The following is a 14,947-nucleotide window of genomic DNA, read 5'->3' as shown; positions in this document are numbered from 1 at the left end:
CGCCCATAAAAAAAGCCCCGTATCGATTGATACAGGGCTTTTCGATAGCGCGTTCAGCGGATCAAGCGATCGCTTCGCTGCGCTTGCCCAACAGACGGTCAATTACCACGGCCACTCCCAGCACCATCACCGACGGCACCAGCCAGGCCAGGCCTTGCTCGCTCAGCGGCAGGTTGGTCAACTGTGCAGGCAACCAGTCGGCGAAACCTGCACCCTTGAGCGCATCGATGCAGCCAAAGATGAACGACACCAGCATCACCGGCCCCACGATACGGCCCTGCTCCTGCCAGAAGTCTTTGCAGAAGCTCAACGCCACCAGCACGATGCACGGCGGGTAGATCGCGGTGAGTACCGGGATCGAGAACGCAATCAGCTTGGTCAGGCCCAGGTTGGACACGAACAGCGAGAACAGCGCCAGAATCACCACCAGCGTCTTGTAGGACAGCGGCAGGATACGGCTGAAGTACTCGGCGCAGGCACAGGTCAGGCCTACAGCTGTCACCAGGCAAGCCAGGGAGATCAGCACCGCCAGGAAGCCGCTGCCCAGGGAACCAAAGGTGTGTTGCACGTAAGCGTGGAGCACCGCTGCGCCATTACTGGCACCGGCGGCAACGGCATGGCTGCCCGAGCCCAGGCGGAACAGGCTGAAGTACACCAGGGCCAGGCCCACGCCGGCAATCAAGCCCGCAATGATGGCGTAACGGGTGATGAGCTTCGGCGACTCGACGCCACGGGAGCGGATGGCATTGACAATCACGATGCCAAACACCAGGGCGCCCAGGGTATCCATGGTCAGGTAGCCCTGGATAAAGCCTTGGGAAAACGGTGCAGCGACATATTCGGGGGTAGCGACGCCCACGTCACCGGCCGGCAAGGCAAACGCGGCAATGCCGAGCACGGCCAGCGCGATGATCTTCAGCGGTGCCAGGAAACGCCCAACGGTGTCCAGCAAACGCCCCGGATACAGGGAAACGAAGAACACCACCAGGAAGTACACCGAGCTGTAGAGCAACAGTGCCAGCGGGCTTTCACCAGTCAGCGGCGCCAGGCCCACTTCAAAGGACACGGTCGCGGTACGCGGGGTGGCGAACAGCGGCCCTACCGCCAGATACGCCGCCGCCGCGAGCAGGCCACCGGCGATCTTGCCGATCGGGCTGCTCAACGCGTCCATACCGCCGCCGACCTTGGCCAGGGCGATCACGGTAACCACCGGCAAACCCACTGCGGTGATCAGGAAGCCCAGCGCTGCCATCCAGACATGAGGCCCGGACTGCAAACCTACGATAGGCGGGAAGATGATGTTGCCGGCGCCCACGAACAGGGCAAAGGTCATAAAGCCCAGCGCCAGGACATCCTGGCTTTTCAACACTTTCATTTCGGGAAATACCACACTACTGAATCGGAATTTAGAGAGGGATTCCCTGTGGATGAGGGAACTACTGTCGGCCCTGATGGGGGTCGACCGGTCTAGCGCGGGGCTTCCTTTTGGGAGGCACACGCATAAAGAGGCGGCTAGGGTACAGAATTTGGCTGACAAGCGCACTGTTGCGGGGCGTACTGTCCGATAAGCGACATCCAAATGTCGCGTTTTCATACTTAACCTGGCAGACCAATCCAATGTGGGAGCGGGCTTGCTCGCGAATGCGGTGTATCAGTCAACTTATCTGAATCTGACACTCCGCATTCGCGAGCAAGCCCGCTCCCACATTTTTGATCTTCACCAGATCCAGAATGCACAAAGGCCACCCGAAGGTGGCCTTTGTGTTGGTGAAGCGTCAGTTAAGCGCGAGGCTTACTTGACAGCCCAACCGGTCAGCTCGGCCAGGGCCTTGCCGATGTCTGCCAGCGAACGCACGGTTTTAACGCCTGCGTCTTGCAGCGCAGCGAATTTCTCGTCTGCAGTGCCTTTGCCGCCAGAGATGATTGCGCCAGCATGGCCCATGCGCTTGCCAGCAGGGGCAGTCACACCAGCGATGTAGGAAACAACCGGCTTGGTCACGTGTGCCTTGATGTAGGCAGCCGCTTCTTCTTCAGCCGAACCGCCGATCTCACCGATCATCACGATCGCTTCGGTCTTCGGGTCTTCCTGGAACAGTTTCAGGATGTCGATGAAGTTCGAGCCTGGGATCGGGTCACCGCCGATGCCGACGCAAGTCGACTGACCGAAACCGGCGTCAGTGGTCTGCTTGACCGCTTCGTAGGTCAGGGTGCCGGAACGGGAAACGATACCGACTTTACCTGGCAAGTGAATGTGACCTGGCATGATGCCGATCTTGCATTCGCCTGGAGTGATCACGCCTGGGCAGTTAGGGCCGATCAGGGTAACACCCAGCTCGTCGCACTTAACTTTAGCGTCCAGCATGTCCAGGGTAGGAATGCCTTCGGTGATGCACACGATCAGCTTGATGCCGCCGAATGCTGCTTCCAGGATCGAGTCCTTGCAGAAAGGAGCTGGAACGTAGATCACGCTGGCAGTGGCGCCAGTGGCAGCTACAGCATCTTTCACGGTGTTGAACACTGGCAGGCCCAGGTGTTCGGTGCCGCCTTTACCAGGAGTTACACCACCAACCATCTTGGTGCCGTATTCGATGGCTTGCTGGGTGTGGAAACTACCTTGGGAACCGGTAATACCCTGGCAGATAACTTTGGTGTCTTTATTGATCAGGACGCTCATTATTTGCCCTCCGCAGCTTTGACAACTTGTTGAGCAGCGTCGGTCAGGCTGGTAGCCGCGATGATGTTCAAACCGCTTTCTGCCAGTACTTTAGCGCCCAGTTCAGCGTTGTTGCCTTCAAGGCGAACAACAACCGGGATTTTAACGCCGACTTCTTTCACTGCACCGATGATGCCTTCGGCAATCATGTCGCAACGAACGATGCCGCCGAAGATGTTGACCAGTACTGCAGCGACGTTGGAGTCGGACAGGATGATCTTGAAAGCTTCGGTTACGCGTTCTTTGGTAGCACCACCGCCCACATCGAGGAAGTTGGCTGGTTTGCCGCCATGCAGGTTGACGATGTCCATGGTACCCATGGCCAGGCCAGCACCGTTGACCATGCAACCGATGTTACCTTCCAGGGCTACGTAGTTCAGTTCGAACTTGGCAGCGTGCGCTTCGCGCGGATCGTCTTGCGACGGATCGTGGAAAGTCTTCAGCTTAGGCTGACGGTACATGGCGTTGGCGTCGATGTTGATCTTGGCATCGAGGCAATGCAGATCGCCGTCGGCCTTGATCACCAGCGGGTTCACTTCCAGCAGGGCCAGATCGTGATCCTGGAACAGTTTGGCCAGACCCACGAAGATCTTGGCGAACTGGGCAACTTGCTTGCCTTCCAGGCCCAGCTGGAAAGCCAGCTCGCGACCCTGGAATGGCTGAGCGCCGACCAGTGGATCGATAGTGGCTTTCAGAATTTTTTCTGGGGTTTCGTGAGCGATCTTCTCGATGTCCACGCCACCTTCGGTGGAAGCCATGAACACGATGCGACGGCTCGAACGGTCAACGACAGCGCCCAGGTACAGCTCTTTAGCGATATCAGTGCACGATTCAACCAGGATCTTGGTGACTGGCTGGCCATTGGCATCAGTCTGGTAAGTCACCAGACGCTTGCCCAGCCACTGCTGTGCGAAGGCCTTGGCGTCTTCTTTGCTGCGAACCAGCTTAACGCCGCCCGCTTTACCGCGACCACCAGCGTGGACCTGGGCTTTGACAACCCACTCGGTACCACCGATTTTGTCGCAAGCTTCTGCTGCTGCTTCCGGGGTGTCTACTGCGTAGCCCTTGGATACTGGCAGGCCGTATTCAGCGAACAGCTGCTTACCCTGATACTCGTGAAGATTCATGCTTTTTACCGTCTTCGTTAGGTACTGCGCATTCGGCGCTGCGCTCATTATGAGTGCCGCGCCACCTGTGACTGCTGCTTGCGCAACTTGCGGGGCTCAAGGCCCGTAAAGCTGCGCAAGGCTGCGTCCAGCGGATATTCCGCGGTGAGTCTTGCGCACAAGGCTCACGACGGGCAACTCCGCCGTGGTTTCTTATTATCTCGCTTAGCGCTTCTTGCGGTTGGCGATGTGGATGGCGCCGCCATTCACTGCCAACGCTGCTTCGTGCAATGCTTCGGACAGGGTCGGATGGGAGAAGACCATCATGCCCAGGTCCTCGGCACTGGTGCCGAACTCCATACCGATCGCGCCCTGCTGAACCAGTTCTGCAGCGCTCGGGCCAATCACGTGGACGCCCAATACGCGGTCAGTCTTGGCATCAGCGATGACTTTGACAAAACCACCGGTGTCGTTCGCTGCCATGGCACGGCCAGAAGCGGCAAACGGGAAGGTGCCGACGTTAACTTCAACGCCTTCAGCTTTCAACTGCTGTTCGTTCTTGCCGACCCATGCAATTTCCGGGTGGGTGTAGATAACCGAAGGGATCAGGTCGTAGTTCATCTGGGTCTTGTGGCCCTTGATGCGCTCGACAACCATGATGCCTTCTTCGGAAGCCTTGTGCGCCAGCATCATGCCGCGAACCACGTCACCGATGGCGTACACGCCAGGCACGGAGGTTGCGCAGTGATCGTCAACGTGCACGTAACCGCGCTCGTCGAGGGTCACGCCGCTGTCGGCTGCCAGCAGGTCGGTGGTCACTGGACGGCGACCCACGGCTACGATCAGCTTGTCGAAAGTGATGGTTTTTTCGCCATCCTTGTCGGTGTAGTTGACGACAACTTCTTCACCGTTGACTTTCGAACCGGTCACGCGAGCGCCCAGCTTGATGTCCAGACCTTGTTTGGTCAGGGTTTTCAGTGCTTCTTTGGAAACGGCGGTGTCGGCAGCCATCAGGAACGTGTCCAGGGCTTCCAGCACAGTCACTTCGGCACCCAGGCGGGACCATACCGAACCCAGTTCCAGGCCGATCACGCCAGCGCCGATCACGCCCAGACGCTTGGGAACAGCCTGGAATTCCAGGGCGCCGGTCGAATCAACGATCACGTTGTTGTCGACTGGAGCCGGTGGAATGTCGATTGGACGCGAACCTGGAGCCAGGATTACGTTCTCGGCTTCAATGATTTCGGTCGAACCGTCTGGCTTGGTGATTTCAACTTTCTTGCCGGCCAGCAGCTTGCCGTGGCCTTGCAGGGAAGTGACGCCGTTGGCCTTGAACAAGGTCGCAACGCCGGAAGTCAGGCCTTTAACGATGTTGGCTTTACGGCCGACCATTGCTGGTACGTCCATGGTCACGCCAGCATGGTTGATGCCGTGGATCGCGAAGCCGTCTTGGGCTTCGTGGAATTTCCAGGAGCTGTCCAGCAGCGCCTTGGAAGGAATGCAACCGACGTTCAGGCAAGTACCGCCCAGTGCCAGTTTGCCTTCCTTGTCGGTGTATTTTTCGATGCAAGCAGTCGAGAGGCCCAGTTGTGCGGCCTTGATGGCGGCAACATAGCCGCCAGGACCTGCACCAATCACTACAACGTCAAATTTCTGCGACATGAAAATAGATCCTCTATTTAGCGACAAGCTTTAAGCGTCAAGCTGCAAGCCAAGCTGCTTTTTCCTGCAGCTTGCAGCTCGCAACTTGACGCTGCTTATATCAGATATCCAGCAGCAGACGAGCCGGGTCTTCCAGCAGGTTCTTGATGGTCACCAGGAAAGTCACGGCTTCTTTACCATCGATCAGGCGGTGATCGTAAGACAGTGCCAGGTACATCATCGGGCGGATCACGACTTGGCCGTTGATGGCCATCGGACGCTGGATGATGTTGTGCATGCCCAGGATCGCAGCTTGTGGCGGGTTGACGATCGGGGTCGACATCATCGAACCGAAGGTACCACCGTTGGTGATGGTGAACGTACCGCCGGTCATCTCGTCGATGGTCAGCTTGCCGTCACGGGCTTTCTTGCCGAAGGTGGCGATGCCGCCTTCGATTTCAGCCAGGCTCATCAGTTCGGCGTTACGCAGGACCGGCACCACCAGGCCACGGTCGCTGGACACCGCTACGCCGACGTCTGCGTAGCCATGGTAAACGATGTCGTTGCCGTCGATGGAAGCGTTGACAGCCGGGAAGCGTTTCAGCGCTTCGGTGGCCGCTTTCACGAAGAACGACATGAAGCCCAGGCGCACGCCGTTGTGGGACTTCTCAAACAGATCCTTGTACTTCGAACGCAGGGCCATGACTTCGGTCATGTCGACTTCGTTGAAAGTGGTCAGCATCGCCATGTTCGACTGTGCTTCAACCAGGCGCTTGGCCACGGTGGCACGTACACGGGTCATCGGTACGCGCTTCTCGGTGCGGTCGCCGGCAGCGAACACAGGGGCAGCGGCAGCCGGGGCAGCAGCCTTGGCAGGCGCGGCAGCTGGAGCGTTTTTCTTGGCTTCAACAGCAGCAACCACGTCTTCCTTGGTCACACGGCCGTCTTTGCCGGTGCCTTTGATGGAAGCCAGGTTGATGCCGTTTTCTTCAGCCAGTTGACGCGCAGCTGGAGCAGCGATCGGGTCTTCAGCGCCAGCAGCCGGGGCGGCAGCAGGTGCCGAAGCAGCTGGTGCAGCGGCGGCAGGAGCAGCGGCAGCAGCGCTACCCTCTTCAATCGAGCCCAGAACCTGGTTCGACAGGACGGTAGCGCCCTCTTCAGCCACGATTGCGCCCAGCACGCCGTCAGCCTCGGCCAACACTTCCAGAACAACTTTGTCGGTCTCGATGTCGACGATCAGGTCGTCACGCTTTACAGCGTCGCCTGGTTTCTTGTGCCAGGTGGCAACGGTGCCATCGGCAACCGATTCCGGGAATGACGGGGCTTTGATTTCGATAGCCATTATCTGTGTGTCCTTAAAATTCGGTTTCAGTCAGCGCGAAGGCGTTAAACAGTGAAAGCATCTTGCAGCAGTTTTTCCTGCTGCTCGGCGTGCATCGACGCATAACCACACGCAGGTGCAGCAGAAGCATCACGACCGGCGTATTCAAGGCCCAGGGCCTTGTTATGGTTGCCGATGCTGCGACGCAGGTGATGCTGGCTGCTGTACCACGCGCCCTGGTTCATCGGTTCTTCCTGGCACCACACCACATTGGTGAGGTTGGTGTAAGGCGCGATGGCCTCCATCAGGTCGTCTTCCGGGAACGGGTAAAGCTGCTCGATACGCACGATGGCGATGTCTTCGCGGCCTTCGGCACGACGTTTTTCCAGCAGGTCGTAGTAGACCTTGCCGCTGCACAGGACCAAGCGAGTCACCTTGGCCGCGTCCAATGCATCGATTTCTGGAATCACGGTCTGGAACGAGCCTTCGGCCAGATCTTCCAGGGTCGAGATGGCCAATTTGTGACGCAACAGCGATTTCGGAGTCAGCACTACCAGCGGCTTGCGCAGCGGGCGGATCACCTGGCGACGCAGCAAGTGGTAGATCTGGGCCGGCGTAGTCGGCACGCACACCTGGATGTTGTGCTCGGCGCACAACTGCAGGTAACGCTCCAGACGGGCCGAGGAGTGCTCCGGCCCCTGACCTTCATAACCGTGTGGCAGCAGCATGGTCAGACCGCACAGGCGGCCCCACTTGTGCTCGCCGCTGGTGATGAACTGGTCGATAACCACCTGGGCACCGTTGGCGAAGTCGCCGAACTGGGCTTCCCAGATAACCAGCGCGTTAGGCGTGGTGGTGGAGTAGCCGTATTCGAACGCCAGCACGGCCTCTTCGGACAGGAACGAATCGTACAGGTCGAAACGTGGCTGGCCTTCGTACAGGTGCTTGAGTGGCACGTAGGTGCCCGCGTCTTTCTGGTTGTGCAATACCGCGTGACGGTGCGAGAACGTACCACGGCCGATGTCCTGGCCGGTCATGCGGATCGGGTGACCTTCGAACGCCAGGGTCGCGTATGCCATGGTTTCGGCATAACCCCAGTTGATCGGCAGGCCGCCGGCTTGCATCTTCTGACGGTCTTCGTAGATCTTCGCAACCTGGCGCTGTACGACGAAGCCTTCCGGAATTTCCAGCAGCTTGGCAGACAGTTCCTGCAGGGTTTTCAGATCGAACGAGGTGTCGTGACGCGCGGTCCAGGTGTGACCCAGGTATGGACGCCAGTCGACGAACAGCTCTTTGTTCGGCTCTTTGACCAGGCTTTTCACTACGTGCAGACCGTTGTCCAGCGCGTTGCGGTATTCATCGATCTTCGCCTGAACACGTGCATCGTCAACCACACCGGCCTTCGTCAGGCTTTCGGCGTACAGCTCACGGGTGGTGCGCTGCTTGGTGATCTGCTGGTACATCAACGGCTGGGTGCCGCTTGGTTCGTCGGCTTCGTTGTGACCGCGACGGCGGTAGCAAACCAGGTCGATCACCACGTCACGCTTGAACTGCATGCGGTAGTCGACAGCCAGTTGGGTCACGAACAGCACGGCTTCCGGATCATCGCCATTCACATGGAGGATCGGTGCCTGGATCATCTTGGCAACGTCGGTGGCGTACTCGGTAGAGCGTGCGTCCAGCGGGTTGCTGATGGTGAAGCCGACTTGGTTGTTGATGACGATGTGAACCGTGCCGCCGGTCTTGAAGCCGCGAGTCTGCGACATCTGGAACGTTTCCAGGACCACGCCTTGACCGGCGAATGCCGCGTCACCGTGGATGGAAATCGGCAGGACTTTTTCACCGGTCGCGTCGTTGCGACGATCCTGGCGCGCACGGACCGAACCCTCGACCACTGGAGAAACGATTTCCAGGTGGGATGGGTTGAAGGCCATGGCCAGGTGAACTTCACCGCCGGTGGTCATCACGTTGGACGAGAAGCCCTGGTGGTATTTAACGTCACCGGAACCCAGCTCGACCTTCTTCTTGCCTTCGAACTCGTCGAACAGTTCACGCGGGTTCTTGCCGAAGGTGTTGACCAACACGTTCAGACGACCACGGTGAGCCATGCCGATCACGATTTCCTTGGTGCCATAGGAACCGGAACGCTGGATCAGCTCGTCGAGCATCGGGATCAGGCTTTCGCCGCCTTCCAGACCAAAACGCTTGGTACCTGGGTATTTGGTGCCCAGGTATTTTTCCAGGCCTTCGGCAGCGGTCACGCGCTCAAGCAGGTGGCTACGTACGTCAGCGGACAATACCGGACGACCACGCACGCCTTCCAGACGATGCTGGAACCAGTGGCGTTGCTCGGAATCGGTGATGTGCGTGAACTCAGCGCCAATGGTGCGGCAATATGTCTGCTGCAACGCTTCGTGAATTTCGCGTAGGCTCGCTTCCTCTTTGCCGATGAACAGGTCTCCGGCACGGAAGGTCGTATCAAGATCGGCATTGGTCAAGCCGTAATGATTGATCGACAGGTCAGCAGGTGCAGGACGCTGCCAGAGCCCCAGCGGGTCAAGCTGGGCCGCCTGGTGGCCACGCATCCGGTAAGCCTGGATCAGTCGCAGTACTTCAACTTGCTTCTTCTCATGCTCACTGCTCACGCTGCCGGCGGAAACCGGTTGGGCGCGGCGCTGGTTCTTTGCCAGCAGCACAAATTGATCGCGAATTGTTGCATGCGATACATCGGTGGCAGCGTTGCCGTCTGAAGACAACGTCTGAAATTTGGTGCGCCATTCTTCTGGCACAGCGTTAGGGTCGTGCAGGTAGAGCTCATAAAGCTCTTCCACATAGGCAGCGTTACCACCTGAAAGATAGCCGCTGTTCCACATGCGCTGCATCACGCTTTCTTGCATGCTTGGTCACCCTCGATTTGGGGACACCACCGGCGAAAACACCGAGTTTGCTTGCAAAAGGCCAAGTGCAGCGACCAAAACAAGCCACTTAGGATCACGCTGATAGTTCGGGTACCAACCCGAATGCCCCTGCTTGTCTCATTTCTTCAAAATAAGAGCTGCGGCTTTGTAAGTCGCTGCTCAAGTTAAAACTACGGCGCCGGTTGAAGCCTGCGCCGCAGCATTTACGGGCACAACGGTCCTGCTTTGCTACAACGTCAGTTACACGCCGCTTTGCAGCAGCATGTTACGGATGTGACCAATGGCCTTAGTCGGGTTCAGGCCTTTGGGACATACGTTGACGCAGTTCATGATCCCGCGGCAGCGGAATACGCTGAACGGGTCATCCAGTGAAGCCAGACGCTCGGAGGTCTTGGTGTCACGGCTGTCTGCCAGGAAGCGGTACGCTTGCAGCAGGGCAGCTGGACCCAGGAATTTATCCGGGTTCCACCAGAAGGATGGGCAAGAAGTCGAGCAGCAAGCGCACAGAATGCACTCGTACAGACCGTCAAGTTTCTCACGCTCTTCCGGGGACTGCAGACGTTCGATGGCCGGAGCCGGCGTGTCGTTTTGCAGGAACGGCTTAACTTTCTCGTATTGCTTGTAGAAGATGCTCATATCGACAACCAAGTCACGGATAACCGGCAAACCTGGCAGCGGACGAACGATCAGCTTGTTACCTTTAACCACGGCGGACAGCGGCGTGATGCACGCCAGGCCGTTTTTGCCGTTGATGTTCATGCCGTCGGAACCGCACACACCTTCACGGCAAGAGCGACGATAAGAGAAACCTTCGTCCTGCTCTTTGATCAGTGCCAACACATCCAGCACCATCAGGTCTTTACCACCGGTATCGACCTGGAATTCCTGCATGAACGGCGCAGCGTCCTGATCAGGGTTGTAGCGATAAACACTGACTTTCAACATGGCAGCCACCCTTAGTAAGTCCGAATCTTCGGTTCAAACGTCGGAACCGTCTTCGGCGAGAAGTTCACGGCACGCTTGGTTACGCGCTTGTCACCCGGGAAGTACAGGGTGTGGCACAACCAGTTTTCGTCGTCGCGATCTTCAAAGTCTTCACGGGCGTGGGCACCACGGGATTCTTTACGAACCTCGGCAGCGATTGCGGTCGCTTCGGCCACTTCCAGCAGGTTTTGCAGCTCAAGGGCTTCGATACGAGCGGTGTTGAACGCCTGGCTCTTATCGTTGATCTTGACGTTGGCGATGCGCTTGCGCAGGTCGGCCAACTGGGCGATGCCCTTCTGCATGTACTCGCCGGTACGGAACACACCGAAGTAGTTCTGCATGCAGCTTTGCAGCTCGCGACGCAGGGTTGCTACGTCTTCGCCATCAGTACGCTCGTTCAGAGCGTTCAGACGCGCCAGGGCAGCTTCGATGTTGGCGTCGGTGGCGTCATCGTATTCGATGCCGTCGGTCAGCGCTTTTTCCAGGTGCAGGCCGGCAGCACGGCCGAATACCACCAGGTCGAGCAGCGAGTTGCCGCCCAGACGGTTGGCACCGTGAACCGATACGCAAGCCACTTCGCCTACCGCGAACAGGCCGTGGATGATCTCGTCTTCGCCTTCGGCGTTCTGGGTGATCGCCTGGCCATGAATGTTGGTCGGCACGCCGCCCATCATGTAGTGGCAAGTCGGAACAACCGGAACCGGAGCAACCACCGGGTCAACGTGAGCAAAGGTCTTGGACAGCTCGCAGATACCTGGCAGGCGGCTATGCAGGACTTCTTCGCCCAGGTGATCGAGCTTCAGCAGTACGTGGTCGCCATTCGGGCCACAGCCGTTGCCGGCGATGATTTCTTTAACCATCGAACGGGCCACAACGTCACGACCAGCAAGGTCTTTCGCGTTCGGAGCATAACGCTCCATGAAACGCTCGCCGTGCTTGTTGATCAGGTATCCACCTTCACCACGGCAACCTTCGGTAACCAGTACACCAGCGCCGGCGATGCCGGTCGGGTGGAACTGCCACATTTCGATGTCTTGCACCGGCACGCCGGCACGCAGTGCCATGCCAACGCCGTCGCCGGTGTTGATCAGGGCATTGGTGGTCGAAGCGTAGATACGGCCTGCACCGCCAGTCGCCAGCACGGTAGCCTTGGCGCGGATGTAGGTGGTTTCACCGGTTTCGATGCAGATCGCGATCACGCCGACGAACTCGCCTTGCGAGTTCTTCACCAGATCAACCGCGTAGTACTCGTTCAGGAACGTGGTACCGGCTTTCAGGTTGCCCTGGTAAAGGGTGTGCAGCAGCGCGTGACCGGTACGGTCGGAAGCGGCGCAGGTACGGGCAGCCTGCCCGCCTTTACCGTAATCCTTCGACTGGCCGCCGAATGGACGCTGGTAGATACGACCCTGTTCGGTACGGGAGAACGGCAGACCCATGTGGTCCAGCTCGAACACCGCAGCCGGGCCTTCCTGACACATGTATTCGATAGCGTCCTGGTCACCGATATAGTCGGAACCCTTGACGGTATCGTACATGTGCCAGCGCCAGTCATCGTTCGGGTCGGCGGAGGCGATGGCGCAGGTGATGCCACCCTGGGCCGATACGGTGTGGGAACGGGTCGGGAACACCTTGGTGATCACGGCAGTCTTGTGACCGCCCTGTGCCAGCTGCAGCGCAGCGCGCATGCCGGCACCGCCACCACCAATAATGATGGCGTCGAATGAAATAGTTGGAATGTTAGCCATGGATCAGATACCCCAAAGAATCTGCACACCCCAGACGAAGTAAGCGAACATCGCGACGCCGCAGACTGCCTGGAAGAGGAAACGTACTGCGGTCGCGGACTTGCCCAGCGCCATTGGCGTCAGGTAGTCGGTCGCGATGGTCCACATGCCGACCCAGGCGTGAGCGCCCAGGGCTACAAGGGCCAGCAGACTGAAGATTCGCATCGCATTATGGGAAAACAGGCCGTGCCATTGCTCATAGCTGATGCCTGGATTTGCGACGAGGTATCCGATCAGGAAGATGAAATAAGCCGCGAGAACGACCGCAGACACACGCTGTGCCATCCAGTCATAGAGGCCCGAACGCGAAAGGTTCGTAACGCTGGTTACCATATCCAAACTCCTGCCAGAACGATCAGCACCACGGAAATGGCGATGATGATTTTCGAGCCCAGGCGGCCGCCTTCCAGCGTCTCACCGATACCCGCATCCATGATCAAGTGGCGCACACCGGCTACCAGGTGATACAGCAGAGCGGACAGGAGGCCCCATGCTACGAACTTGGCCAGCGGGCTGGTCAAGCATGCCTTCACCTCGGCGTAACCTTCCTCGGAACCCAGGGATTTGCTCAATGCGTAAAGCATGATGCCCAAGCCCAGGAACAGGATGATGCCGGAAACACGGTGCAGGAACGACGTAACGCCGGTGATGGGGAGTTTGATGGTCCTTAGGTCTAGGTTTACAGGTCGTTGGCTATTCTTCACGGCTTTTTTTTCACACTGAAGAGCCCCTAACAATCAGGGCAAAGTTGTAGGGGAGTGCACTGGTCAGGTAGCACCACCCAGGGAGTGCGACCCCCAATGAAAGCAAGCCCAAAAGCCCTTGGCGGTCGGTGGCCGAGTATAGACAGTTAGGTTACTAATGACAACGCGCCTGCCTCACCCTAATAGCTGATTGCGCTGGCGGTATAAAAGGCGTAAATGGCAGGCAATTTCGAGGAAAAAGTACGGTTAAAGCCTTCTGGTGCAAGACTTTAGGCAAATTGACATCTGGATTTATATCAATATAGTGGTGCGGGCCCTGCGTGGGGGGTCTGTCTGATGATTTGAAGCATAAATAGGAGGCCACATGGCTGACAAAAAAGCGCAGTTGATCATCGAGGGCGCAGCCCCCGTCGAGCTGCCCATTTTAACCGGCACCGTTGGTCCCGATGTTATCGACGTACGGGGCCTGACGGCCACGGGCCGTTTTACATTCGACCCAGGCTTCATGTCGACCGCCTCTTGCGAGTCGAAGATCACCTACATCGACGGTGATAATGGCATTTTGCTGCATCGCGGCTACCCGATCGAGCAACTGGCCGAGAAATCGGACTACCTGGAAACCTGCTACCTGCTGCTAAATGGCGAACTGCCAACAGCCGAGCAGAAAGCCCAGTTCGTCAGCACCGTGAAGAACCACACCATGGTTCACGAGCAGTTGAAGACCTTCTTCAATGGCTTCCGTCGCGACGCCCACCCAATGGCCGTCATGTGCGGTGTGGTCGGCGCCCTGTCGGCCTTCTATCACGACTCCCTCGACATCAATAACCCGCAGCATCGCGAAATTTCCGCGATCCGCCTGGTTGCCAAGATGCCGACCCTGGCCGCAATGGTTTACAAGTACTCCATGGGTCAACCCATGATGTACCCGCGCAACGACCTGACGTACGCGGAAAACTTCCTGCACATGATGTTCAACACCCCGTGCGAGATCAAACCGATCAGCCCGACGCTCGCCAAGGCCATGGACCGGATCTTCATCCTCCACGCCGACCACGAGCAGAACGCATCGACCTCCACCGTGCGCCTGGCAGGCTCCTCGGGTGCCAACCCGTTCGCCTGTATCGCCGCCGGCATCGCCGCACTGTGGGGCCCTGCCCACGGCGGTGCGAACGAAGCCGTATTGACCATGCTCGATGAAATCGGCGATGTCTCGAACATCGACAAGTTCATCGCCAAGGCCAAGGACAAGAACGATCCGTTCAAGTTGATGGGCTTCGGTCACCGGGTCTACAAGAACCGCGACCCACGCGCCACCGTCATGAAGCAGACCTGCGACGAAGTGTTGAAGGAACTGGGCATCAACAACGATCCGCAACTCGAACTGGCCATGCGCCTGGAAGAGATCGCCCTGACCGACCCGTACTTCATCGAACGCTCGCTGTACCCGAACGTCGACTTCTACTCGGGGATCATCCTGAAGGCGATCGGCATTCCAACCAGCATGTTCACCGTGATCTTCGCCCTGGCGCGGACCGTGGGCTGGATCTCCCACTGGAAAGAAATGCTCTCCAGCCCGTACAAGATTGGCCGCCCGCGCCAGCTGTACACCGGCTACGAGTCGCGTGACATCACCAAGCTGGAAGATCGCAAGTAAGCATTCACCTGCTTAGCTGGATCGAGAACGGCCTCCCTTAGTGGAGGCCGTTTTTGTTTGTGTCGCCGGCACCATCGCCATCGCAGGCAAGCCAGCTCCCACATTCGACTGCATTCCAAGGG

The 14,947-nt window shown here is 58.2% G+C and carries 11 protein-coding genes; 1 reads left to right on the top strand and 10 read right to left on the bottom strand.

Going from position 1 to position 14,947, the window contains the following annotated elements; all coding sequences use genetic code 11:
* Positions 1–61: 61 nt before the first annotated feature.
* The 10 genes from brnQ to sdhC all read right to left on the bottom strand — a co-directional run bounded on the left by brnQ (position 62) and on the right by sdhC (position 13,204).
* Entirely contained in the window at positions 62–1,375 is a 1,314-nt protein-coding gene (brnQ, locus tag PSH81_RS08770; RefSeq protein WP_226455451.1) for a branched-chain amino acid transport system II carrier protein, read from the bottom strand.
* 417 nt (positions 1,376–1,792) lie between these two features.
* Positions 1,793–2,674, bottom strand: coding sequence for a succinate--CoA ligase subunit alpha (sucD, locus tag PSH81_RS08765; RefSeq protein WP_071496227.1), 882 nt, complete (start codon positions 2,672–2,674; stop codon positions 1,793–1,795).
* Positions 2,674–3,840, bottom strand: coding sequence for an ADP-forming succinate--CoA ligase subunit beta (gene sucC / locus PSH81_RS08760; protein ID WP_003233235.1), 1,167 nt, complete (start codon positions 3,838–3,840; stop codon positions 2,674–2,676). Before sucC ends, sucD begins: the two co-directional genes overlap by 1 nt.
* Positions 3,841–4,044: 204 nt before the next feature.
* Positions 4,045–5,481 carry a dihydrolipoyl dehydrogenase gene (gene lpdA, locus PSH81_RS08755; protein WP_305392335.1) on the bottom strand — a complete coding sequence of 479 codons (1,437 nt, stop codon included), beginning with the start codon at positions 5,479–5,481 and terminating at the stop codon, positions 4,045–4,047.
* Positions 5,482–5,581: 100 nt separating this feature from the next.
* A complete protein-coding gene (gene odhB, locus PSH81_RS08750; RefSeq protein ID WP_192298824.1) occupies positions 5,582–6,802 on the bottom strand; it encodes a 2-oxoglutarate dehydrogenase complex dihydrolipoyllysine-residue succinyltransferase in 1,221 nt (406 codons plus the stop codon).
* Between the two features lie 44 nt (positions 6,803–6,846).
* Positions 6,847–9,678, bottom strand: a complete 2,832-nt coding sequence (locus PSH81_RS08745) for a 2-oxoglutarate dehydrogenase E1 component (RefSeq protein WP_226455448.1) — start codon at positions 9,676–9,678, stop codon at positions 6,847–6,849.
* Between the two features lie 261 nt (positions 9,679–9,939).
* Positions 9,940–10,644: a succinate dehydrogenase iron-sulfur subunit gene (locus PSH81_RS08740; RefSeq protein ID WP_003172807.1), complete on the bottom strand. Its 705-nt coding sequence runs from the start codon at positions 10,642–10,644 to the stop codon at positions 9,940–9,942.
* Between the two features lie 11 nt (positions 10,645–10,655).
* Positions 10,656–12,428, bottom strand: a complete 1,773-nt coding sequence (sdhA, locus tag PSH81_RS08735) for a succinate dehydrogenase flavoprotein subunit (protein WP_192298822.1) — start codon at positions 12,426–12,428, stop codon at positions 10,656–10,658.
* 3 nt (positions 12,429–12,431) lie between these two features.
* Complete coding sequence (gene sdhD / locus PSH81_RS08730) at positions 12,432–12,800, bottom strand: succinate dehydrogenase, hydrophobic membrane anchor protein (protein ID WP_016974690.1); 369 nt, start codon at positions 12,798–12,800, stop codon at positions 12,432–12,434.
* A complete protein-coding gene (gene sdhC / locus PSH81_RS08725; protein ID WP_177429371.1) occupies positions 12,794–13,204 on the bottom strand; it encodes a succinate dehydrogenase, cytochrome b556 subunit in 411 nt (136 codons plus the stop codon). Before sdhC ends, sdhD begins: the two co-directional genes overlap by 7 nt.
* A gap of 331 nt (positions 13,205–13,535) precedes the next feature.
* On the opposite strand from sdhC, the gene gltA reads away from it, so the two are divergent.
* A complete protein-coding gene (gene gltA / locus PSH81_RS08720; RefSeq protein WP_226455447.1) occupies positions 13,536–14,825 on the top strand; it encodes a citrate synthase in 1,290 nt (429 codons plus the stop codon).
* The last annotated feature ends 122 nt before the right edge of the window (positions 14,826–14,947 follow it).

The organism is Pseudomonas sp. FP2335 (assembly GCF_030687535.1).
Classification (GTDB): domain Bacteria; phylum Pseudomonadota; class Gammaproteobacteria; order Pseudomonadales; family Pseudomonadaceae; genus Aquipseudomonas.
The sequence above is the reverse complement of the archived record's forward strand: the minus strand, read 5'-3'. Positions and strand labels throughout refer to the sequence as shown.

What these genes read in the sequence shown, in the direction of transcription:
- brnQ (WP_226455451.1), bottom strand. Translation starts at nt 1,375, where the DNA reads ATGAAAGTGTTGAAAAGCCAGGATGTCCTGGCGCTGGGCTTTATGACC.
- sucD (WP_071496227.1), bottom strand. Translation starts at nt 2,674, where the DNA reads ATGAGCGTCCTGATCAATAAAGACACCAAAGTTATCTGCCAGGGTATT.
- sucC (WP_003233235.1), bottom strand. Translation starts at nt 3,840, where the DNA reads ATGAATCTTCACGAGTATCAGGGTAAGCAGCTGTTCGCTGAATACGGC.
- lpdA (WP_305392335.1), bottom strand. Translation starts at nt 5,481, where the DNA reads ATGTCGCAGAAATTTGACGTTGTAGTGATTGGTGCAGGTCCTGGCGGC.
- odhB (WP_192298824.1), bottom strand. Translation starts at nt 6,802, where the DNA reads ATGGCTATCGAAATCAAAGCCCCGTCATTCCCGGAATCGGTTGCCGAT.
- PSH81_RS08745 (WP_226455448.1), bottom strand. Translation starts at nt 9,678, where the DNA reads ATGCAAGAAAGCGTGATGCAGCGCATGTGGAACAGCGGCTATCTTTCA.
- PSH81_RS08740 (WP_003172807.1), bottom strand. Translation starts at nt 10,644, where the DNA reads ATGTTGAAAGTCAGTGTTTATCGCTACAACCCTGATCAGGACGCTGCG.
- sdhA (WP_192298822.1), bottom strand. Translation starts at nt 12,428, where the DNA reads ATGGCTAACATTCCAACTATTTCATTCGACGCCATCATTATTGGTGGT.
- sdhD (WP_016974690.1), bottom strand. Translation starts at nt 12,800, where the DNA reads ATGGTAACCAGCGTTACGAACCTTTCGCGTTCGGGCCTCTATGACTGG.
- gltA (WP_226455447.1), top strand. Translation starts at nt 13,536, where the DNA reads ATGGCTGACAAAAAAGCGCAGTTGATCATCGAGGGCGCAGCCCCCGTC.